Source organism: Shewanella livingstonensis (assembly GCF_003855395.1).
Lineage (GTDB): Bacteria > Pseudomonadota > Gammaproteobacteria > Enterobacterales > Shewanellaceae > Shewanella > Shewanella livingstonensis.
On sequence record NZ_CP034015.1, the window covers coordinates 2,146,934 to 2,169,138 of the forward strand.

Consider the following 22,205-nt stretch of genomic DNA (forward strand, 5'->3'; position numbering starts at 1 on the left):
GCACTATTAAGCATTTATCACCTAACCCAAGATATCGGTATTCTCTATTTTTGCAGTATTTGACACCGTTTAATCTAGTGTCGAGATAGGAGGACAACATGGTTCGATGGATTATTTTACTTTTTAGCGTAAACGTATTTTTAAACGTAAATGCAGCGACCAATCTGACTTCAATGAGTCACCAAGGTATTGATAAATGGCAATCTAAGCAATTCTCTGGTGAATCGATTTATACTACTGGCGACTATAAAGGGCGCTTAGCACTCAAAGCTCTCAGCCATAAAACCGCATCTGGTTTGATGTTAGAGCAGCAAATTGATCTCTCTGCAACGCCCTATATTAACTGGAGTTGGCTCGTTGAAAAGCCGCTGCTGCAGTTAAACGAACGAAGCAAAACTGGCGATGACTTTGCAGCTCGAATTTATGTGGTTATTGATGGTGGTTTTATGGTGTGGAATACAAAATCATTAAATTATGTTTGGTCCAGTAATCAAGATAAAGGTTTGGTGTGGAATAATGCTTTTGCGGGTTCAAGTGTCAAAATGATGTCTGTTAGAGGAAAAGAATCTCAAACGGGTCTGTGGTATGAAGAAAAACGCAATGTTTACCAAGACTTGATTGACACTTTTGGTGATCAAGGCAGTGATAAAGCCAACCGTAAAGCCTATCAATACATAGATATTATAGCGATCATGACCGACACCGATAATAGTGGAAAACAAGCTGAATCTTATTATGGTGACATAATCTTTAGTGAAAAATAATCCCTTTTCGTAAGATACCTAGCCTTTTTTGTCATTAAAGCAGCGGGCTGAAAAAGTAAAAAAACTGTTCAACTACGCGTTTGAACAAGGGTCTTTTACGCCACTCTCGAGCATCCATTTTTATCGAGTTGGCCATATATTGATGCTGAACTTGACTGAGAGATTGAGTAAATGCTAAATTTTCCACAGAAAGAGTGACTTCAAAGTTAAGCCACAAACTGCGCATATCAAGGTTAACAGTACCGATTAAACAATGGTGCAAATCAATGACCACTGATTTTGTATGTAAAAAACCGCCACAAAAACGATGGATATTTACCCCCGCATTAAGTAACTCGCCAAAGAATGATCGGCTTGCCCATTCCACCATCAATGAGTCGTTTTTATCGGGTATGATTAAATTAACCTCCACACCGCGCAAAGACGCAGCAGTCAAGGCAAAGAGCAAGTTTTCACTGGGTACAAAATAAGGGCTTGTGATAGTAATGCTCTGTTTGGCTTGATAAATACTCAGCAATAAAACCTGCTGGATCATGTCTTCTGGCATACCAGGTCCAGAGGGAATGACTTGCACCATGTCGGATGCTTTATGTCCATCGGGTTGACAATTTGGCGGCTCGGGTAATATTCTTTGGTCCGTTTCGGTTTCCCAATCCCACGCGAAAATACAATTAAGCACTGGCACATTAGAGCCCGTGATCCTAACCATGACATCTACCCACTCACCTATGCCTGCATTTTGGTTAAAATACTTAGGGTCTACTAGGTTCATCGAACCTGTATAACCGATTTGGTTGTCTATGATCACTATTTTGCGGTGAAGGCGAAGATCGAGGCGGCGAAAGAACATCCGTATAGGAGACACTGAGAGTGCGGAGACAATAATGACTCCGCCATCTCGCATTCGTTTTGGCCATTGACTATTAAAGAATGTCCGGCTTCCTGCGGCATCTAATAGTATTTTTACTGCCACATCACGCTGAGCGGCTTCAATCAGTGCTTGGGCAACTTGATCTGCTAATCCACCTGGATGCCAAATATAAAACTCTAAATTAATTGAGATTTGTGCTTGTTGAATATCCTGGAGTAAGGTGGTTAAAATGGTTTCTGGTGATGATTTTAGAATGAGTTGATTGTTTGATAGCGTGGGAATACCGAGACGGTTTTCGCACAACTGGCTTATGCTACTGGTGTAATCATTTAAATTTTGTGGACGATATTGCTGGGTCGTAAAAAGTCGACTAAACCATTTTTGATATGGGGCATACATTTCTTTGGCTCTGGCTGCACGCTTCTTGCCTAGGTTCATCTCACCCACCAGCAAGTAAAGCACAACGCCTAAAACAGGGACAACATAGATAAGCATCATCCAAGCTAACGATACCCCAACGGATCGTCGTTTATAGACAATGCGAGCAGTGATCCCGGCAATGATAAGCCAATAGGCTAACACGCTGATTAACGTTAATATTTTATAAAACTCAACCATAGCTAGCTAATGGACCAATCATGTAGGAAAAACATCTAGTTATCATATCAGCTTTTCAAAATATTTGATTTATCGTCATTCATCTGTGTTGTAGGGCATATTAAACAGTTTAATTTATGATAAATACTTAAGGATGACTAGCATTCACCTACTAATTCACACTAAGCTCCAGCATAACGTTGAAATATTATGCTCAAATTTGTCGAGGTATTTTCTAATCGCTATTTTTCGCTCAAAGCCAGCACAAAACACCATATTACAACCAAAGCATAAATGTCTGGTTCGATGGTGCAGTCTTGTTATCGTGATATCAGTTATGGCGACAGTTGTAGTTGTGCCAATGTTTGTGCACTTTGCTACTGAGCCTCAAGTGATTAATAACGAGCAAGCGTTGTTTACTGCACAATGCGTTACTGCCATACCTAAAACGACCTTAGATATTGATGGTCAACTAGCCGTTGCGAGTTGGAATATTTATAAGCAACAAAATAGTGGTTGGCAAACACTGTTAAGCCAACTAGCGGATCAGAATCAATTACTGTTACTCCAAGAAGTGAAGTTATCAGATGAGTTTCAGCAATGGCGTCAACAAAGCCAACATAAATTAGCAATGGTACAAGCTTTTCGTCAAGGCGATACTCCGCTGGGGGTGATGAATCTATCAGAGGTTTCAGCCAGTCAAAGTTGTGGCTATTTAACGTCTGAACCCATTATACAGTTTCCCAAGTCGAGTCTATTAAGTTATTTTCCGTTGTCTAATGGTGAGACCCTGCTGGTGGCCAATTTGCACAGTATTAACTTTGAGTATGCTCTAGACAGCTACGCTGAGCAGTTACAGCAACTGCTCCCAGCATTGAGAGCGCATAAAGGACCGATTATTTTTGGTGGTGATTTAAATACCTGGCGCCAAGCCAGATTGTCTATGTTAAGCCAAATAACGATGGTACTAGGACTCAAAGCGGTTACACCAGACGATGACACCCGCTCTACTGTGATGGGTTACCCCATTGATCATATTTATTACCGCGGGCTGACTTTACAATCGGCTCGGGTTATTACCACCGAAACATCAGATCATCATCCTTTATTAGCACAATTTAAAGTAGGCGACAGTTAATGTTTAAGTCGTTAACAAATATAATTTAATATGGTGATGAGAGTATGCCTTAGATGATTGGTTTAGCACTGCGCTATCGCTATTTGGTTAACAGTTTTGCAAGCGTTAATATACCGGGCTCTAATGGGCTACCTTTGCGATAGACTATTGATAGTTGAACATGTTTTGGCCCATGGCTGACTGGCGTCATCACCAGGGACTTTTCATAGCGGCTACCTGCGACCATATTTTTACCAATAATGGTGTACCCTAGTCCTGCCGCAATACAACCTAACACACCATCAGCACTACTCATTACCATGAGTTCATCACAACCTCGGCCAGCCTGTTGTTGCCAAAGCAAGGCATGTTTACGATAGCCGCAACCTTCATCACGGACAAACAATACTGGTTCATGCTCACTGTCTAGTGGAGTCACCATGATTAATTCTTCTTTCACAATGGGGATAACCACTAAATTTTCATGTTTAGGCGCATTACCAATTGCTGCGCAGTCAACCCTATTGTTGAGCACTGAAAATACTAACCTTTCGCTAGGGCCTGTTGATCTTTCAAGGTTATTTTTGCAGCGAATTGTTGGCCATTACTCACATCTACAACTGCGCGGCAGAGACTTTGAGGTGTAGTTATTCTACATAAAAAGTCGATAACACAGTAAAAATGGCCAACAAACGCTGCCCGAAGGGTTCGGCTAAAAACGTTTTACTCTTTGTTGAATGCATTTTGCTTAGATGACTAGGCATCAATCCATTCGCCTCGATTAAAACGTTTTTAACTCGAACAAAATTCAACCAGCAAAGATCAACAGGCCCTAGTGTTAGTATAAATTTTGGTGCGAATTTCAGCGTGATTTAACTTAAGTTGTTTGAGTGCCAGTGGCATATGAACGGCAGCAAATGTTTCTGGCATACCAACCTTAAGTCATAACTGCCTTTATTACGTAAAATGGCTGATGTCGCCTGATATTCTAACTGCAAAATGTTATCGGCATATTCGCATAACTGTTGGCCGCTGGGTGTTAACTGAAGTTTCCGGCCAATGAGAATGAATAGTTTGGTGTCTAACTCTGTTTCGAGTTTTTTAATGCGGTTAGTGATGTTGGACTGAACCGTATGCAATTTATCTGCAGCACCTTTAATGCCATTTTCATCTACTACGGCTTTAAAGGTCTTAAGTATCAATATTTCCATATAGTTCTCTTAATCGAAAGCTTTTATTCTGCATAATTCAATTTTTAAGACTAGCAGCTTGGCGTATTGTTTGTTAATAATTTTTAGATGCTGAGTAATAAATATGCTAATGGAATTGACCAGAGTCCGTGTTTATGTTGCTGGCGTCTGCAGTTTAATCGTGACTGTTGGGGTGGCTCGATTTTCCTATAGTTTGCTGTTACCGATAATGCAGGATGGTGCAGGCCTAACGAAGTTAGGTGGCGGTTGGCTTGCGAGCACTAATTTTATGGGCTACATGTGTGGGGTTTTACTTGCTGCAAGCTTGCACAACATGAACTATAAATACAACTTGCACCGGCTTTATCTTATATTAAGTGTGGTTACTTCAGCGGCAATGGTGATGACCAATGATATGGTTACTTGGGCGGTATTGCGCTTTTTGGCTGGGATCTGTGCATCTGGTGGCTTTATTATTGCTTCAGGCTTGATATTAAAATGGCTGGTAAATAATCATCATCGGGCGGAATTAGGCATTCATTTTTCTGGTGCAGGCTTGAGTATTATTGTGACGTCGTTATTAGTTGAAGCGATGCTGACGATATCAGCCGACTGGCAACAACAATGGCTAGCATTAGCCGCTATGGCGGCGGTATTTGCTATTCCTGCTTGGTTGTGGATGCCACATCCCTTTGTCGATGGTAAAAGCATTAATACCGCTAAAGACAATCCACCAACCAAAACCTTTACATTGCTAATGATGTTGGCCTACTTTTGTGCTGGTTATGGTTATGGCTATGCTGTTAGTTCTACTTTTATTGTTGATATTGTAGAGAGAGTTAAAAGCTTACAGGGTCGAGGAGGATTGGCTTTTTTATTGGTTGGTGTCGCGGCTACCCCAGCGGCGCTAATATGGGATCGTATCGCGCGAAATACAGGTTATCTCAAAGCATTAATCGTCGCCTATATCCTGCAGGGCATAGGGATTATACTTCCGGTAATAAATGCTAGCTTGCCTGTTGTTATATTCAGCGCGTTGTTGTTTGGTGGTACTTTTATTGCTTGTGTCAGCATGGTACTGACTATGGCGGGTAAGTTTTATCCCAGTAATCCGGGTAAATTTATGGGCACCATGACCTTAGCTTATGGTGCGGCACAAATTATGGCACCGGTATCTACCGGATATCTTACCCAAGCGTTGGGGAGTTATGATGTTGGGCTGTATGTCTCTACTGCGGTAGTGATGATTGGCACGCTGTTTTTGTATGGTTTATTAAATATTGAAAGGAAATCGATGGAAAACAAAAACATTAATACAAAAGCCAAGATCTTGATCGGTTAATCATGATGAGACATTATTAACAAGTATGGCGTTATTTTTAAGTTTTGGGTGTGGGTATTTTTACTCAAATTAGCTAGGTAAGAACATAATATTCCAATAGATTTTACTCTATATCTTTTACTATGTACTTACCGCTATCACATTCATTTTGCTAGATCTACATCTGTAATTCGTTTTTGAATGATAAACGCTTTTATCAAAAGGTAAACTGACTATTTTTTATTAAACATCGCTTGGCCGGTTTTGTCTTTTTCAGACCAAAAATTAAGATTGAACTGTGCATCTGGGCTTAACTCAATACGGTGCCAGTATTCTGGCGGGCTAGTGGCAAACTGGCCGGCGTTAATCACCACGGTCACTTCTGGTTCAGTGGCCTCACTGTTGGCAAAACCATAATAAGTCACCACACCTTCCATCACACATAGCTGACCGAATACTCCTTCAGCAGTATTATGGTGTGTAAGTAAGGCGTCAGGCACATTTTTAGTCGTGAAAAATGGTGTAGAACGTTGAATGGTCCAGTTTGCTGGAATACGTTGATGAGACATAATGTTCTCCTAAATGGATAAATGAGTTGGTTTGCTTGCGATAACCTGCTCGGATAATACTAAATACTAAATACTAAATACTAAATACTAAATACTAAATACTAAATACTAAATACTAAATACTACAGGCTAGCGGGTAAGGCTCTTAACAGTGGGAAGGTGTTTTTCATGTGTCCTTCGGTTACCACAAAGCCAATAATCTCTTTATGTTCGTTATACGCCTTTACTGAGCAGCCAAGCGCATCAATATCTACCTGCCAAGAGGCAACATCGGTGACGGTATTGCCGCCTAATTGGATAGGCATTTGAGGCGTTTTAACCTTGACTAACATCGCAGGTAATTTCAACTCTGTCGGTTGGCCTAATAAGGTTTTGGCTAATGCGTTGGCACTTAACATAATCGGCTGTAAATACGACATTACCTTGCCATTTATCTCGGCGCAATCTCCTAAAGCATAAACATGGTTAACTGAGGTTTGCAGCTGTAGATTAACCACCAAGCCGTTATTAATTTTAAAACCTGACTTGCGTGCTAAGCCAACATTAGCCTTTAAGCCCGCAGCTGAAATAACGCAATCAATCGTATGTGTTGTGCCCGAACTGAGCGTGGCACAAATACCTGAGTCTGTTTGGTGTAAAGAGCTAATCGTGCGGCCAAATTCAAACTCAACCCCCGTTTCAACCATCTTCTTTTGTAGCACACTGGCGACTAAATCGGGCAGCATATTGGCCATTAAGCCGTTGCTTGGGTCAACTACCACCACGCTTTTGCCACTACGGTTAAGATCCATTGCTATTTCAGTACCAATAATACCGGCGCCAATCACTAATACCCGCTGCGCATTTTGTAGTTGTAGCTGTGCGTTATCAAACTCGCGTAAACTGTTTAAAGTGATCACCTTGTCTGTTGCATTACCAAGCATAGGTGGAACAAAGGTTTTTGCGCCCGTTGCCATTACCAGTTTTGCATAAGGGTAGGCGACACCTTTCACAAACACTGCTTGTTGTTCGCTATCAATACAATCAACTTGGGTAAAAGCATGTAGGGTAATATTATTTTCGCTGGCAAACTCTTGTGCACTGACACGGATTAAATCAGCACTGCTTTGTTGATTACTAAATACATGGCTCAAATCAGGCTTATTATAATCGTGGCCCTCATCAAGGGTAAAAACAGTTATTGGAATATGTTTATCCGTACGTCTAATGGTTTTTATTAACTGGTATGAGCCAAAGCCACTGCCAATAATGATGATAGGTGCACTCATGATACTTTCCTTGCCGCAATAGGAATAAACACGTCTTTACCTAGTCCGCAATCTGGGCAAAGGAAAAAGTCGGGTACTTCGCTCCAGGGAGTGCCAGGTTCAACATCCTGGTTGGGTTCGCCCAATACGGGCTCATAAACCCAATTACATACAGTGCATAACATGTTTTGTGCATCGTCCATTGTCGAAGCTGAACTGCATGCTGGTTTTACTTGCTGAGGTTTTGCCATTGGTTTAGCCGTGATATCGGCTTGACGACTCTTGGCTAGAGAGGCCGGAGATATGGATTTAACATTACTCAGGTCATGCCATGCCCAGTTTTTAGCAATCTGACGACCGTGCTCGCGGCATTCTCGCATAGCTTTACCATCAGGTCGCCATTTGGCTTTTAAACCCACAATAGTGTCAAATCCGGCATCGGTAAGACGGGTGTGAATACGGTCAACCGCGCCACCGTTCCAACCGTAGCTACCAAAGGCACCGGCTTTTTTATCTTTAAAACGCAAGCCGGTAATTTCTTCTAGCATTCCGGCAACTTTCGGCATCATCACATTATTCATGGTGGACGATCCCACCAAAATACCTTTAGAGCGAAACACATTGGCTAAAATGTCATTTTTATCATGGCGGGCCACGTTAAATACCTTTACCGATACGACAGGATCAACATCATGGATGCCTTGAGCAATCGCATCGGCCATCATGCGAGTATTATTAGACATAGAATCATAGAAAATAGTGATTCTGTCTTCCTGATAATTGTCTGCCCATGCTAAGTATTGATGAATAATTTGAGCCGGATTATCGCGCCACACCACACCATGAGAAGTCGCAATAATATCTACCCGCAGGTTAAAACTCAGCACCTCGTTAATTTTAGCGGTAACTAGTGAGCTAAACGGAGTTAAAATATTGGAGTAATAACGTAAGCATTGATCCATTAATTCAATTTGATCAACTTCATCATTAAACAGGTGCTCATCGCAGTAATGCTGTCCGAATGCATCGTTACTGAATAAGACTGCATCTTCGGTTAAATAGGTCATCATACTGTCAGGCCAATGGAGCATAGGGGTTTCTATAAACACTAATTGCTTGCCGTTACCGATATCTAAAGTATCGCCCGTTTTGACAATATTGAAATTCCATTCTGGATGATGGTGTAAGCCAGTAATTGAGTCGATAGCATTTTCGGTACAGTAAATCGGCGTGTTAGGAATTTTAGCCATCAAAGCTGCCAGAGCACCAGAGTGATCTTCTTCAGCATGATTAATCACAATATAATCAATCTTATCCAGATCAATCTCCATCTCAAGGTTTTGAATAAACTGTAAGCTGAAACGATGGTCAACAGTATCGATTAAGACATTTTTTTGTTCACGGATAAGGTAACTATTGTAACTCGTGCCTTTAGTGGTTTTATATTCAGTGCCATGAAAGTCTAATATTTCCCAATCACGTTGGCCAACCCAGTCGATATTGTTTTTAATGTGAATTGTCATATATACACCTGTAATAAATTTAACGTTAAAGTTGATAAGGATATTTCAAAAGTTAACTTCGTTATTGCAGGTGGCATGCCAACTATTTAAGTCTTTGATTGATAATGATAATATCCATTACCGAATATAAGTGGTGTCATTAGGACAACTCCTGGCGGTGTCATATATACATCATGGTGTCATAATGACCGTGACTGGTTAGACTTTATGCTAAGATTACTGATGACTATTTATCGTTAGCCAAGTCGCTGGTGATCTTCATTTGCTTGTTGCGAGTGAATCAAGTTTAAATTAGCATTAATAGCTTACGTGACCAATTATTATGGTGCGGGTGAGTGCCTAATAATGTAGGCCTACAAACGGTCTGTATGAGTTTGATATAGTTATTAATCAATTATTGATAATTTCAGAATGGATTTTGGCTTTGTTTGAACGTTTCCTGACTAGTCGCTGATGAGTAGACAGTTTGCTTAAAATCTTACAGTGCCATATAGCATTACATTTAACCTTCTATATTACGGTGACATTATCGAGGTCTTGTTGTTCCTTTAATGTGCGATCTTGTTGAATGTCACAAACAATATTACGGCCGCTATTTTTGGCTTTATACAAAGCAATATCGGCAAGTTTGATTAGGTCCTCCAATTCGTTTATCTGGTCATTATAATCTGCCACGCCAAAACTTGCGGTTATTGACAGCGAACCGCCATTGTCTAAAATCGTCATTTTTTGTATATTATTGCGGATGATATTAGCGAGATTAATGGCAACAAGTTTATTAGTGTTAGGTAAGAAAATGATAAATTCTTCACCTCCCCAGCGCGCTAAAATATCACTTTTTCTAATGTGTTGTTTTAACGTGTAAGCAATACTCTTAAGGACCGTATCTCCCGCAGCATGACCATAATCATCGTTTATTTTTTTAAACCAATCGATATCTAACAGGATCATTGAAAAGGTTTGCTGATTTCTAATGCCTAAATCCCATAGGGGATTAACGGCAATGGTAAAGGCGCGGCGATTATATAACTCAGTTAAGTGATCTAACTGGGCGGTCACTTCTGCATTAATACGTGCTTTATCCACTTCTTTTAAATTAAATGCCAATGCTAAGGCTAAAATAGACATTTCAATTAGCATACCTATCTCAATACTGTGAAATAGCAGAGTGTTATAAGGAATAATGCCCCAAGTTGTTGCCGCAGAGGTCGCTGCTCCGCCGGCTCCGAGAAACACTGCAGGAATAAAAAATTTAACGGTATTGTGGCCCTTTTTTAATGCTAACAACCCTAAAGAGATAAAAATAACCACTAATAACGACGTCAGTACGACACCTACGTTAACGGTGAGTAATTGGTCAGCATTAATAAAAAGGCTGACCATTAACAACACTAATCCTGCATATATCCATATCCTTAGCCGATATATGTTGGGTAAAAACACTTTTAATTTAAGGAACTCAAAGCAAAAGGCAATGCCAAAAATGATGTAGCAATACAAAAAAAGTATCATTAACCATTGTTGTAAAAATAAACTGTTTGGCCAAATATATTTAAAACCATGGCCCGTGTAAGCAATGTTTAAACTCAAAAATAACAATAAATACAAAGAGTAAAATATATAACTACTGTCTTTTAAGCTGATAGAAAGCGCGATGTTATAAACTAATAAAATAAAAAATGCGCCATATATAAAGCCATAAAAATAACTTGAGAGATTCAGGTTACTTTGTATTGCTTTCTCGGTAGATAAATACAATGGAATAAGCAGAGGGTCTTGCGATTCAAAGCGTATAAACACCTGAGTGATGCCGGGTTTAAACGTATATTGTTGCGACAACATACGTGTCTTATTTTCTCTGGTATTGAATGGTAGAGTATCTCCGACAAAGGCTTTATCTGCTACCTTGTCTTGGCGTATAAAATAAAAGTCAGCATGGTCTAACCATGCAGAATCCAGATAAAAAACTTTTTTTATCTCCGTATCAAACGAGTTATTTATCAACACAGATACCCAAAGAACATCATTAGTAAATCCAAAGCTTACTTTTTCATCAACATTTTTGGTAAATTTACCTTGTTTATATTGTTTAAAAGCATTCTGGAACGACAAGTCCGCACTACGGTCTTGTAGAATGTTTACGTGTTCATTAATGAAGAACTCATCAGGAACTGTTGATAATTCAATAGGTTTGCTAGTAGCGCAAAGGCTATAAAATAATAAGAACAACAATAAAAAACGAATAGCAAATACTCGAAAAGATCATTTCATATTAGATTAGCCGCTAGTACACCTTTTGTCTAACAACGGTGGAAGCATTGAATTACCAAGTATCTCAACATTTTTATCAAGACTTAACGACTGGGAGCGTGTTTATTATTTGTCAGGCTTGGGCATTGATGGCAAAGCTACTTTCGTTATCTAGGCTTCAATATGTAGATAAAATTGTTTACTTTAAGGGCTAGAATAATGAGTGACGATCGCTCTAACTAATCAGGCAGCTGTTAATATGCATCAATCCATTAGTTTTCGATCAGATAGTCAATTGAAAGCTCTTCGACATGGGAGTATTTTACTTACCCAAACGATGACATGAGCGTTAAATGGCAGTACTGTATAATGGTTTTTTTGATAGAAACGACCCTGTATCAGAAACCAGCTACAGTGCTTCAACTCATACCCCTTTAATTAACCAAGTTCGTATATTAATACAGCGATTTTTTGCAATGGAAGTGTAAAAATTGAATATATCTCAAACCGATAATATTATTGAATCATATGAAATAGAAAAAATTAATCTGTTACGTGCTGATTTAGCTCAATGTAGACCTAAACCATACCGTTGGCTTATACAGTGGGTGATGTGTTTGGTGACTATTGCTACTATTTCATATATTGCAGAATTTGATTTATTGGTAGAACAAAATTTTGTCTGGCTCTTGTTACTGTTATTTGTCGTAACAATTGTTAATCGTAATGATGATCTAGCCCATAAACGTATCGATTTAATCGTCAAACTACTGGATAAAAGTGCATTTGATAAGCGGTAAAATAGGCCTCATTGTTACAATGTGTATTTCTATAATGTGTATTACTAATATGTTTTTATTAAGCACTTATCACAAGAAAGTATCGCTAAACACCTATTGCTTTATGACTTAATATGATAAATGCAAAAGCAGCTGATTTGATAGCGCTTCGCCAATCTATTTACACCTTGCTGGTGTTCAAATTTACAACTGCAACTATTGCCGATTTACGGAGCGTTTGCACATGGACATTATGGTTGATAATTTACAGGGATATGGCGTGATTGAGTTACTGCAAGCGCATTTGGTTGACATGTATGCGACTTCGCCGCCAGAAAGTGTTCATACGTTGGATATTGAGGCGTTAAAACATCCTACCATTACCTTTTTGTGTGCTAAACAAGCTGGAGTTGTGTTGGGCTGTGTCGCGTTAAAAGAGTTAACTGCAACACATGGTGAAATTAAGTCAATGCGAACGGCTTCAGCGGCCAGAAATCAAGGTGTTGCCTGTGCATTGTTATCACACTTGTTTGATATGGCTCAGTCTCGTGGTTATCGCCAGTTGAGTTTAGAAACCGGTTCAATGGTCTTTTTTGACCCTGCTAGGCGTTTGTACTTACGACATGGGTTTAATTATTGTGGGCCGTTCTCAGACTATCAGCCTGATCCTAATAGTTTGTTTATGACAAGATTAATTGAGTCAATTAATTTGTGATCAAGGTAAAGCCTAGTAAAGCGATCATGTATGAAATGCTCAAACGAGTATTACTTTTGTCTATGATTTTTGCTATCGCCATCATAATATTGATGACTCCAGAAGGTGAATGTGTCGCGTTTTTTAGTCATAGTTTGTGCACAGGAAAAGAGAAGGAGACTCTGGTAAAGTGGATTTTTGTATTTGATTCATTGTTACTGGCATACACGGCTTTACCTGTGTTGCATTACTTAGCGCTAGCATCATTAATCAAGCATAAAAACAGACACTCAAATAGGTTTTAAAAGACGGGCATCTTTCTATTTCTTCGATCTAAAAAACCAAACTCAGTCATGGCATTGCCATCCCTAGGTTTGGTTTTTACTCAATTAGTATTGATGTTTTTAGATAAGGAGTGACGAGTGCAAGTGCAGTGATTAGTTTACTTGTTCACTGGCAATAATAGTTTGTATATCGTGCGGATGCACTTTAATACAAATGCCATTAGCTTTAAACGCGATGGTTGGATTCGCTAAGCGTTCGTTATCACCTTTAGGTGAACTCTGCTTTACCTTAATGTCACTATTACCTGCTAACACATTAGCCAAATGTGGCGCTTTGTCTATAAGCTCAACCACGAATGCATCACAGGTTTTTGCCTTCGATGGAAACACCAGTTCGATATGCTCCCAACCTTCAACGGGATAGTTTTTGTCAGATGGGAAGGGCAGTTCGACACATTGAATGTGCATTGTACCAATAACTAATGGTTCGGCTAATTTAATGATTAAAATCGGCCTACCATTAATCATGTTCTTAGAGATAATCTCACCGTGCTGGCTAAATTCATCTGCTAATAACTGCGCTGTATTGTTGCTGTTAACTCGCAAAGCCGCGTGATCACAATGCAGAGATAAACTATCCAAACCAAGCTGATAAATAAACGCAGTAATGCGTTGGCTAAAGTTTGGCCACGTCGTTTGTAAGTGTTGATAATTCATTTAATAACCCAAGAAACAAAGCAAAAATGGTATGGTTAAGGTTGATCTAGACTATGGCCATATTTCAATTGGCGTGCCAGCATCAATCATTTGCCAAAGCTCATCCATCTCTTGGTTGGTGACGGCAATGCAACCATTAGTCCAATTATATTTTTGTGCTTCTTTTGGCGGCAGTGGCGAACGAGGGTTTTCACCGTGGATCATGATCATCCCTCCGGCCCTTATCCCTAATGCGTCAGCACGTAATTTGTCTTCTTCATTAGGGTATGAAATATGAATCGATTTATAGAATGCACTATCTGATTTTTTATAGTCTAAGGTGTAACGACCTTGTGGAGTTCGTTGATCGCCTTCTCTCAGTTTATGGCCATTGGGCACATCGCCCATAGCGATAAGGTAACTTTTAATCACTTTTCCATCACGCATAACCGATAAACGCGATTCAGATTTATTAACGACAACTAAATCTACTTTGTCTTTCAATGATTGAGCTGATGATGCATTTGCCAACAGTGGGCAACAAAATATAACCATGAATAATATAGACAGCGTGCGCATGAAATCTCCGTAAACCAATGACCTTTTGATTTTTTATTGTAAAATGACCAATTCTGAATGTTAAATCTTGACGGTCAATGTTAGATTTTAACGACATCAAGGGTTAATTGATATTAGTTAACCGAGTTTATTTGCAAGTTTTTTGCAAGTTTTGTTAGATATTACCTAATACAGCGAATCCTGAAATGAATACCGATGAAAAAGCCGACAGCCCGCTTAAACAAAAACTAAGAAGCGTGATATTTGGTACCGAAACGCCAGCAGGCAAACGCTTCGATATAGCGCTTATGATCTGTATTTTACTGAGTGTGATATTGATTTTTATCGATACCATAGAACGAATTAATATGCTGTATGGTGACTATATTCGTATCGCTGAATGGAGCTTTACGGTAATCTTTACCGTTGAGTACATATTAAGATTATATTGTTCGTTGAATCGGTTACACTATGCCCGCAGCTTTTTCGGTTTAGTTGACTTAGTGTCTATATTACCCAGTTATTTGGGCCTAATATTTCCGGGTGCTAACTTGGCTTTGGCGCTAAGAGTATTACGATTATTTCGTGTATTCAGAGTGTTAAAGTTACTGCGCTATTTAAGTGATGGTAATATTTTACTAAAAGCCATGATGCAGTCGAGCCGAAAAGTGTTTATGTTTTTCTTTTCAGTTAGCCTGATCATTATGGTACTCAGTGTAATTATGTATGTGGTTGAAGGGCCTAATAATGGTTTTACGTCTATCCCTAAGTCCATGTATTGGACCGTCGTGACGATTACTACCGTGGGTTATGGTGACATTACACCGCAAACCGCATTAGGCCAAGGTATTGCCGCGCTAACCATGTTAATAGGTTATTCAATTATTGCGATTCCAACCGGTATTTTAACTGCTGAAATTTCACATGAAATGGTCAGAACTCGTGATTTACGTAAATGCAGTAACTGTGGCAAAAAAGGCCACGATAACGATGCCGATTATTGCAATCATTGTGGCAGTGAGTTAGAAAAACTCTAGTATTGCCTTTATTCATCGCCAAGTGACTGTGTTGCGCTTGGTGATTTTATTTCAAGGATACCAATGACCACCGCTAAATTTGTCGAAGGACCCATTTTACGCCACATCTTAGTGATGAGCTCGACCGCTGCGGTCGGTATTTCGGCGTTATTTGTTGTCGATTTATTGGATATTTTCTTTTTAAGCTTGCTTGGCGAAGTTGAACTTGCCGCAGCGGCAGGTTATGCCAGCACTATTTCATTTTTCACAACCTCCATTGGTATCGGCCTGTCTATTGCACTTGGTGCATTAGTGTCAAAAGCGGTGGGTGCTAAGAATATTAAGTTAGCTAAACGCTTATTTTTAAACAGTGCCATTGTCACGCTAATCACCAGTGTGCTGGTGGCCGCTGTCGTCATCGCGTTTATTCCACAACTATTAGCTTTAGTTGGTGCAACGGGCCGTACAGCTGAATTAGCCGAAAGCTATTTGTATATTTTGGTACCGTCATTACCGTTTATCTGTTTAGCCATGGCACTGGGCGGTGCCTTACGTGCTGTGGGCGATGCTAAACTGTCCATGATGTCGACCTTAGCCGGTGGCGGTGTTAATGCCGTACTCGATCCTATCTTCATTTTCTTCTTATCAATGGGTATAGAAGGTGCCGCTGCCGCGTCAGTACTTGCCCGTATCGCCGTGTTTATTATCTCTGCTCGCGGAGTAGTGGTAAAACATAAAATGCTAGGCCGGTTCTCGTTTGAGGAGTTTAAGCAGGATCTCGGGGTCATATTTGCTATTGCCGCCCCTGCAATGCTCACCAATGTGGCAACACCGATTGGTAATGCGGTCGTAACTCGCGCCATTGCAGATTTTGGCGATAGCTATGTGGCAGGTTGGGCGGTGTTAGGCCGTTTGATCCCAGTAACTTTTGGGATGATTTTTGCACTCTCTGGTGCTGTTGGGCCGATTGTGGGACAAAATTTTGGTGCCAATGAAATCGAGCGAGTTAGATTGAGTTTGACCAACGCGATTCAATTTTGTGTTGCTTATGTATTAGTGATGTCACTCGGATTATATTTATTACGCAATGTGATAGTGAGTAGCTTTGACATGAAAGGCGATGCGGCAGAACTCATTTTGTTTTTCTGCCAGTATATTGCGGTGTTCTTTATTTTTTCGGGGATTTTATTTATTGCTAATGCCTCGTTTAATAATCTAGGCAAAGCTAAATATTCAACCTTTTTTAACGTCGGTAAAGCCACTATCGGCACGATACCATTTGTATACTTTGGTGCGCAGTGGGGCGGTGTGTTTGGGGTGCTTATTGGCCAGGTGATTGGGGCGATTATTTTTGGTGTGATTGGCATTTTCTGTGCGTATCGATTAGTGGATAAAATCAGTCGCCAAGATTTATTATCTGCAGGGGCCAATCAACAGTTGTTAGAAGACGATGCGATTAACATTGATATGGTTGCAGCACCTTCACCAATGCCTGGACGTACTCAGATGGCTCAGTTGGATGAAGACCCCTTGTGTAAGCAAGTTGCTCAACATGATGGCATCGACAAAACCAGCCCTGATAAAACCCGCTGATGTGATGGGTGTTAAAGGCTAACGCTGCATCACGCAGGTAATAAAAAGCCTCTATTATTTGGCCTTAACCAAAGAATAGAGGCTTTTTGTCACTAACACCTTAACGTAGCGTTAGTCTTTATTTGTTTCAGAACTTGTTTCAGTACTGCTTTCTGATTCAGTCGTTTGCGCTGCTTCTTGTAATGCAATTTTTTCGCGTTCAGCTTTAGAGATATAACGCTCAACAGGCTTATTACTAGGGTTAGACGGCACTACTTTATTCTGGCGAGCTTTGGCTCGTTTGGCCAGTTTTTTGATCATCTCTTGCTTTCTATTCATCTGATTTCTTACTTTGTAAACGATAAACTATTCATATCATTTTAGATAATAAATGGCTTATCAAAGCGTGATGATACTGGTCTTAGAGCCTACGGCACCATCACGAGAAAATTTGGATGCTAATTTTAGCTTAATTGCTTAGCTGGATATAGTATTTTATCTGCTTGTGGCTGTATTAGTGCTTTCAGTCAGATAAAACATCACAAGCTTAACCATTAAACGCCGAATTTTTTGATATCTTCAGCAGTGGCACCATCGTTACATTCACCGCGAATCTCACCGCGCTCAGTTTCAACATAACGACTTAATTCGATAAAGCCCGCTTTACAATAACCGTTCATTTCGATGGTCTTTTTAAGACCTAGATCGATTTGTTGATGCCATAGTTCTAGGCGGTTTTCAGCGTTACGTTGTTCAATTTGATAGCTTTGGATATCTTGTTTACTGCGACGCATTATTCTGTCTTGCGGGGCATCACCAGGAATACTGCGGTCAAGTGCGGTAGCTAATTTGGCTTTATAGACAAATAGCTTAATCCCATTACCTTTAATTTGCGTGCTAAATGCATCGCGAAATTGGCCAACAAATTCCATTGGGTCAGGTTCGCTTGCGCTACAAGCGCTAAGAAGTATGATACTGCAGATGATTAAGCTGATTTTTGACACTCATAACCTCATCAGTTTTCTGTTAAATAATATTTGAATAAAGCTGCTGAATATCATCAATACCCTTTTTTGATACAAAATGGCATAAGTGAACATATATCTACAGCAGCTTGCTCGTCACGGTATTGTGATAAAGCGTGCTGGCTTTTGTGATTAAACAACACCAATATACTTTACGCGAAACGCTCGTTAAGGTAGCTAGTAATGGCTTTTGACTCATATAACCATTGGGTGTTGCCGTCTTGCTCAATACGTAAACAAGGCACTTGTAGCTTGCCGCCTTGGCTGGTTAACACGTTTTTGTGTTCTTCTTGTTTAGCATCAACCAAGTTAATAGTTAAGTTTTGACGACGCATGTCCCGACGCACCTTGACACAAAAAGGGCAGGCTGCGTATTGGTACAATGCCAGTGATTGAGTTTGTTGATCGACAATAGCTTGTTGCTCTTGCAGACGTTGGCGCTTTTTAGGTGCAAACACAAAATTTAACAACAAAATAATTCGACCTAAAATCCAGCGAACGATAAACATAGATAACCCCAATTTTAACAATATTAATGATACGTCATGATGGCAAACGCTGGTTATTTCTCGTTTGCAATGTATGCGCAGTCTACCCGATGTCGATAGCCGTTAACAGCCACAAACCGCTTATTTTACTTGTAGTTCAAGCAAGGCTTGAGCAGCATCTTCTGCGGTGTTGATACGGCTTTCAAGTACAAATACTTTACCAGCATCTATACCAGCTTGATCGATTAGATAGGCTTTAACGGCTCTGGCGCGCTGTTGTGCTAATTGGCCAAATTCATCGTTAGTGAACGGCTGTTGGTTTTTAAGCATATTGTATAAGCCAATATGCCAGCGAGTCATTAGTTCTGCTTCCGTTAGTTCTGGTGTTTGTTGTTGAAGCGTTTGTTTGATGTCTAATGGCTGTTGCGACAATTCTTGCTCAAACAATTGATACAGTGCATCAGCTAGCGGCCCTGTTACGGGGAACTGGCTGGCAGAGATACTTTTAGGGAAATCTTTAAATTTAATCCCCGCCGCTTTTGCCAACTTTTTATGCAGTTTAGTTTCTGCTAAGGCTTGTTGGTCGTTAATTAAGTCGACACTGCCTTTGATATTAAGATTCAATAGCGGTCGGTCTATTAACGCTTTAGCCAGTTTGTCTAAAGTGGCTTTTTGCTTAAGTGAAATCGTGCTGAGGCCATAATCAAAACTGATTTTATCCAGTTCCTCATCGTCACCCATAAGGCTTGCTAAAAACGAAAAAGGTGAGGTGACGGCTTTAGTAATAATATTGCCTAACGCCTTAATAATGACACTACCAAAGCTGAAGCTGGGTGAGTCAATGTCTCCGGAAACATCAACGCCCAAGTCAATCACGCCGTGGCGATCTTGTAATAATGCCACTGCTAAGGTCACTGGCAAGCTCGTTGCCAGGCTGCTGTTACTGCGTTTACCCAGTTTTAGCTGATCAATAACCACATGATTACTACCCACTAATTTGTTATTTTTTAGTTGGTAGGTGAGATCTAATGACAGTTGGCCTTTATCAATATAATAGCCAGCATAGGTGCCTGAATAAGGATTAACTGAAGTCAGTTCGACTTTGTCAAAGTTCAAGTTAAGGTCAAGATAAGGCTGTGCGAGTAACGGATTCACATCGCCCTTTAAGGTTACCGGGGCATACTTGTCTATTTTGCCAGTTAAATCCACTGATGCAGTGGTTTCAGGGTTCGATGACAAGTTGGTGATTTGGCCGTTAAGCATTTCAATACCCGAAGCAAAATTGGGGGTTAACGAGTTATCAGCAAAGAAGGCTGAGCTGTCTTTAACTGCAATTTTATTAATATTGAGCTGCAGTTGGGGAGAGTCTTGAGTGGTTATTGACTCATTGTTTACCAATAAGGTTACTGCTGTTGCATTAGTGTCTGCTGCGTTAACGTTTTTAAGTTCATCGCGAGTTTGTTTAGCAGCAATTGCTGTGTCATTTTTGTTGATTAATGCACTGATATTGGTGGTGCGATCAGCTGAAATAATTAGGCGACTAAACAGATTGTCGAAGTTTATTTCATCAATATCAATTTTAGCTTGCTGGCGATCAAATGCTAACTGATTGATGCCCATGGTTTCCCATGTCAGTAGCGGTTGTTTTAACACATTGTCGTTAATGTGCAATTGGCTGATGTTTGCGCTGCCAGAGTAAGTGAGCGTATCTTTTGCATCAGCATATAAGTGGCCCTTAGTCGAAAACATGCCGTCTTCAATAGTGATATTAATGTATGGGGCGATATAGGGCTGCAAGCGTGACAATAACATATTGCTGAAATCGATTTCAGCATCAACGGTTTGCGCTATTGCATCAATTTGTCCAACAGAGGTTAATACGCTCTGAGCATTGATGCCGGTCGAAAATTGATAATCAATCGGGGTTGATAAATCAGATTTTATAATGCCGGTGGTAACATCTATAGGGCCAATTTGCCAAAGAATAATATTATTACTCGCAATACCTTCACCAAGATCTACTTGGTATTTTGCCATACTAATTTTATCCAGTGTAACTAACCAAGATGCGTCAACATCGACTGCTTTAGATGCCGTTACCATTTTAGGTTGAGCAGAAGGTAAGTTCGGCTCAGTTACAGAGGTCGGTTCAGACTCTGATACTGGTGTCGAGGTAGAAACTTGCATTTGTTGGTTGGTGTCAAGGCTCATTTTATCGCGAGTAACAGCGCTTGTAACGTCTTCTGCCGCTTTGTTTTCGATGTCGATATCTGGCACAGTTGCTAGCTCTGCAGTGACCTTATTCACTACTGCAATTGTTTTGTCTGTAATGGTATTCTCTGGCTCTGTACTACTCGCTTTTGTGGTATTTGTTTTGCTCAGTGAGCTTGATGTTTCTGACTCTGAGCCATCAGTTTTCGTGTGACTAACAGTATCGACAGCCGTTGTTAGCTCAGTATCTTTAGGCAACAGTAAGGCAACCAGATCAGCGCCTGTTGGAGTAATATTAAGTTTTATTTTACCATTTTCGGTATGAAACTCATCGATGCTAATACGTTTTGTTTGACTATCAATATTGATGTTTTTCAACGCTAATACATCAATAGAAATTTTTTCATCTTGCTGATGTAACGCCTTAAAATGGTTAATCGATATTTGCGCCTTGGTGACGTTAATATTACTTATAGGCGCTAAGTTTTTATCTTGTAATATTACCTTATAGTGGCCGTTTAGGCTTAGCACGCCTTGTGCTAAATTAATCGCAAATAGCTGATCGACAAAAGACCAATAGCGCGATAAATCAATGCCAGTAACGTCGAGATCACCTTGTATTGCCAGTGGCGCTAATTGGAATTGCCCTTGCACTGCTACCGAGCCTTTAAATTGATCTTCTATGCTTAATTTATAATGATTAAAGTGATCTTGTTGGCCATCTAATGCGGTACTCAAACTACTAAATTGGCTTAGTGACACATTGATATTGGGGTAGTTGATATGAGTATCGGTGATGTTGTCGTCTAAAGTGAACACACCTTGTTGCAGCTCAATGCTGGTAATATTTATCGCTGGCATGCTGGTGGGTTCGGTATCAGCAAGTGTCGGCTGAGTATTTTGATCTAGACGCTGAATAATGTCGCTGAAGTTAAATGTTACTTGTTGATTAGCTGTTTGAGTTCGTGAAATTCTAATGCTAGGTTGCTCTAAGCGGATATCTTTAATCACCAATGACCAAGACGTTAACGATTGCCATAATTGAATGTTGCCATACGCGGTGGCTAATGACGCAAAGGTTTGCTGGCTATTGAGTTCATTAATGACCAAACCCGATACGCTAAATTCTAAGGTAAAAGGATTGATACTAACGTCTTGCAAGCTGACGTCTCGGCCTAATTGCTCTGTTAATAGTGTAGGAGCTTGTTGTTTGGCAATATAAGGGACTAAGCCACCAAGTACAGCACAACCCAATAGATAAACGGTTAATCCATAAAGGGCTAATTTTTGAATACGAGGTCGCGTTTGAGCAAAAGACAAGGTCATATAAAGTAATCTTGATAAAAACAGTGGCAACAGTCGTGTATTTTACCAAAAAAACTATCTTTGCGGATGATTATTTTGTTAGCAGAATAGATTAATTTACATTTATG

At 40.0% G+C, this 22,205-nt stretch carries 21 protein-coding genes; 8 read left to right on the plus strand and 13 right to left on the minus strand.

Features of this window, described 5'->3' with window-relative positions:
* Nucleotides 1-98: 98 nt before the first annotated feature.
* Nucleotides 99-764 carry a DUF3047 domain-containing protein gene (locus tag EGC82_RS09265; protein ID WP_124730498.1) on the plus strand — a complete coding sequence of 222 codons (666 nt, stop codon included), beginning with the start codon at nt 99-101 and terminating at the stop codon, nt 762-764.
* A 34-nt stretch (nt 765-798) separates the two neighbouring features.
* Here EGC82_RS09265 and cls read toward each other — a convergent pair whose 3' ends face one another.
* Nucleotides 799-2,253 carry a cardiolipin synthase gene (gene cls / locus EGC82_RS09270; RefSeq protein WP_124730499.1) on the minus strand — a complete coding sequence of 485 codons (1,455 nt, stop codon included), beginning with the start codon at nt 2,251-2,253 and terminating at the stop codon, nt 799-801.
* Nucleotides 2,254-2,569: 316 nt separating this feature from the next.
* Between cls and EGC82_RS09275 the strand changes: the two genes are divergently transcribed.
* Nucleotides 2,570-3,370, plus strand: a complete 801-nt coding sequence (locus EGC82_RS09275; RefSeq protein WP_164839117.1) for an endonuclease/exonuclease/phosphatase family protein — start codon at nt 2,570-2,572, stop codon at nt 3,368-3,370.
* 79 nt (nt 3,371-3,449) lie between these two features.
* Here the strand turns inward: EGC82_RS09275 and EGC82_RS09280 are convergent, their stop codons facing one another.
* Nucleotides 3,450-3,884, minus strand: a complete 435-nt coding sequence (locus tag EGC82_RS09280; protein WP_244212563.1) for a LysR substrate-binding domain-containing protein — start codon at nt 3,882-3,884, stop codon at nt 3,450-3,452.
* A gap of 337 nt (nt 3,885-4,221) precedes the next feature.
* Nucleotides 4,222-4,560 carry a LysR family transcriptional regulator gene (locus tag EGC82_RS09285; RefSeq protein ID WP_208646941.1) on the minus strand — a complete coding sequence of 113 codons (339 nt, stop codon included), beginning with the start codon at nt 4,558-4,560 and terminating at the stop codon, nt 4,222-4,224.
* 109 nt (nt 4,561-4,669) lie between these two features.
* Between EGC82_RS09285 and EGC82_RS09290 the strand changes: the two genes are divergently transcribed.
* Entirely contained in the window at nt 4,670-5,881 is a 1,212-nt protein-coding gene (locus EGC82_RS09290; RefSeq protein ID WP_244212564.1) for a YbfB/YjiJ family MFS transporter, read from the plus strand.
* A 212-nt stretch (nt 5,882-6,093) separates the two neighbouring features.
* On the opposite strand, the gene EGC82_RS09295 is transcribed toward EGC82_RS09290, so the two are convergent.
* The 4 genes from EGC82_RS09295 to EGC82_RS09310 all read right to left on the minus strand — a co-directional run bounded on the left by EGC82_RS09295 (nt 6,094) and on the right by EGC82_RS09310 (nt 11,431).
* Nucleotides 6,094-6,429, minus strand: a complete 336-nt coding sequence (locus tag EGC82_RS09295) for a TehB family protein (RefSeq protein ID WP_124730502.1) — start codon at nt 6,427-6,429, stop codon at nt 6,094-6,096.
* A 122-nt stretch (nt 6,430-6,551) separates the two neighbouring features.
* A complete protein-coding gene (gene norW, locus EGC82_RS09300) occupies nt 6,552-7,697 on the minus strand; it encodes an NADH:flavorubredoxin reductase NorW (RefSeq protein ID WP_124730503.1) in 1,146 nt (381 codons plus the stop codon).
* Nucleotides 7,694-9,199 carry an anaerobic nitric oxide reductase flavorubredoxin gene (gene norV, locus EGC82_RS09305; RefSeq protein WP_124730504.1) on the minus strand — a complete coding sequence of 502 codons (1,506 nt, stop codon included), beginning with the start codon at nt 9,197-9,199 and terminating at the stop codon, nt 7,694-7,696. The genes norW and norV overlap by 4 nt, the downstream gene beginning before the upstream one ends.
* Nucleotides 9,200-9,709: 510 nt before the next feature.
* Entirely contained in the window at nt 9,710-11,431 is a 1,722-nt protein-coding gene (locus EGC82_RS09310) for a sensor domain-containing diguanylate cyclase (RefSeq protein ID WP_124730505.1), read from the minus strand.
* 371 nt (nt 11,432-11,802) lie between these two features.
* On the opposite strand from EGC82_RS09310, the gene EGC82_RS21720 reads away from it, so the two are divergent.
* The 3 genes from EGC82_RS21720 (at nt 11,803) to EGC82_RS09320 (ending at nt 12,943) form a co-directional block, all read left to right on the plus strand.
* On the plus strand, nt 11,803-11,937 hold the full coding sequence (locus EGC82_RS21720; protein ID WP_279630029.1) for a hypothetical protein: 135 nt from the start codon (nt 11,803-11,805) through the stop codon (nt 11,935-11,937).
* A 3-nt stretch (nt 11,938-11,940) separates the two neighbouring features.
* Nucleotides 11,941-12,249, plus strand: a complete 309-nt coding sequence (locus EGC82_RS09315) for a hypothetical protein (protein WP_124730506.1) — start codon at nt 11,941-11,943, stop codon at nt 12,247-12,249.
* 223 nt (nt 12,250-12,472) lie between these two features.
* A complete protein-coding gene (locus EGC82_RS09320) occupies nt 12,473-12,943 on the plus strand; it encodes a GNAT family N-acetyltransferase (RefSeq protein WP_124730507.1) in 471 nt (156 codons plus the stop codon).
* Nucleotides 12,944-13,359: 416 nt separating this feature from the next.
* Here the strand turns inward: EGC82_RS09320 and EGC82_RS09325 are convergent, their stop codons facing one another.
* Nucleotides 13,360-13,923 carry a VOC family protein gene (locus tag EGC82_RS09325; protein WP_124730508.1) on the minus strand — a complete coding sequence of 188 codons (564 nt, stop codon included), beginning with the start codon at nt 13,921-13,923 and terminating at the stop codon, nt 13,360-13,362.
* 51 nt (nt 13,924-13,974) lie between these two features.
* The gene (locus EGC82_RS09330; protein ID WP_244212584.1) at nt 13,975-14,457 is read right to left on the minus strand and encodes a L,D-transpeptidase family protein; all 483 of its coding nucleotides are present in this window, start codon (nt 14,455-14,457) and stop codon (nt 13,975-13,977) included.
* A 209-nt stretch (nt 14,458-14,666) separates the two neighbouring features.
* Here EGC82_RS09330 and EGC82_RS09335 point away from each other — a divergent pair, with 209 nt between their 5' ends.
* Together EGC82_RS09335 and EGC82_RS09340 are read left to right on the plus strand one after the other, a co-directional pair.
* Nucleotides 14,667-15,497, plus strand: coding sequence for an ion transporter (locus tag EGC82_RS09335; protein WP_124730510.1), 831 nt, complete (start codon nt 14,667-14,669; stop codon nt 15,495-15,497).
* A gap of 63 nt (nt 15,498-15,560) precedes the next feature.
* Complete coding sequence (locus EGC82_RS09340) at nt 15,561-17,069, plus strand: MATE family efflux transporter (protein ID WP_124730511.1); 1,509 nt, start codon at nt 15,561-15,563, stop codon at nt 17,067-17,069.
* 111 nt (nt 17,070-17,180) lie between these two features.
* On the opposite strand, the gene EGC82_RS09345 is transcribed toward EGC82_RS09340, so the two are convergent.
* From EGC82_RS09345 to EGC82_RS09360, 4 genes are all read right to left on the minus strand, one after another.
* Nucleotides 17,181-17,387, minus strand: coding sequence for a DUF2986 domain-containing protein (locus tag EGC82_RS09345; RefSeq protein WP_124730512.1), 207 nt, complete (start codon nt 17,385-17,387; stop codon nt 17,181-17,183).
* A 215-nt stretch (nt 17,388-17,602) separates the two neighbouring features.
* Nucleotides 17,603-18,052: a hypothetical protein gene (locus tag EGC82_RS09350; RefSeq protein ID WP_124730513.1), complete on the minus strand. Its 450-nt coding sequence runs from the start codon at nt 18,050-18,052 to the stop codon at nt 17,603-17,605.
* 173 nt (nt 18,053-18,225) lie between these two features.
* Nucleotides 18,226-18,582 carry a glutaredoxin family protein gene (locus EGC82_RS09355; RefSeq protein WP_124730514.1) on the minus strand — a complete coding sequence of 119 codons (357 nt, stop codon included), beginning with the start codon at nt 18,580-18,582 and terminating at the stop codon, nt 18,226-18,228.
* Nucleotides 18,583-18,702: 120 nt separating this feature from the next.
* A complete protein-coding gene (locus tag EGC82_RS09360) occupies nt 18,703-22,098 on the minus strand; it encodes a DUF748 domain-containing protein (protein ID WP_124730515.1) in 3,396 nt (1,131 codons plus the stop codon).
* Between the last annotated feature and the right edge of the window lie 107 nt (nt 22,099-22,205).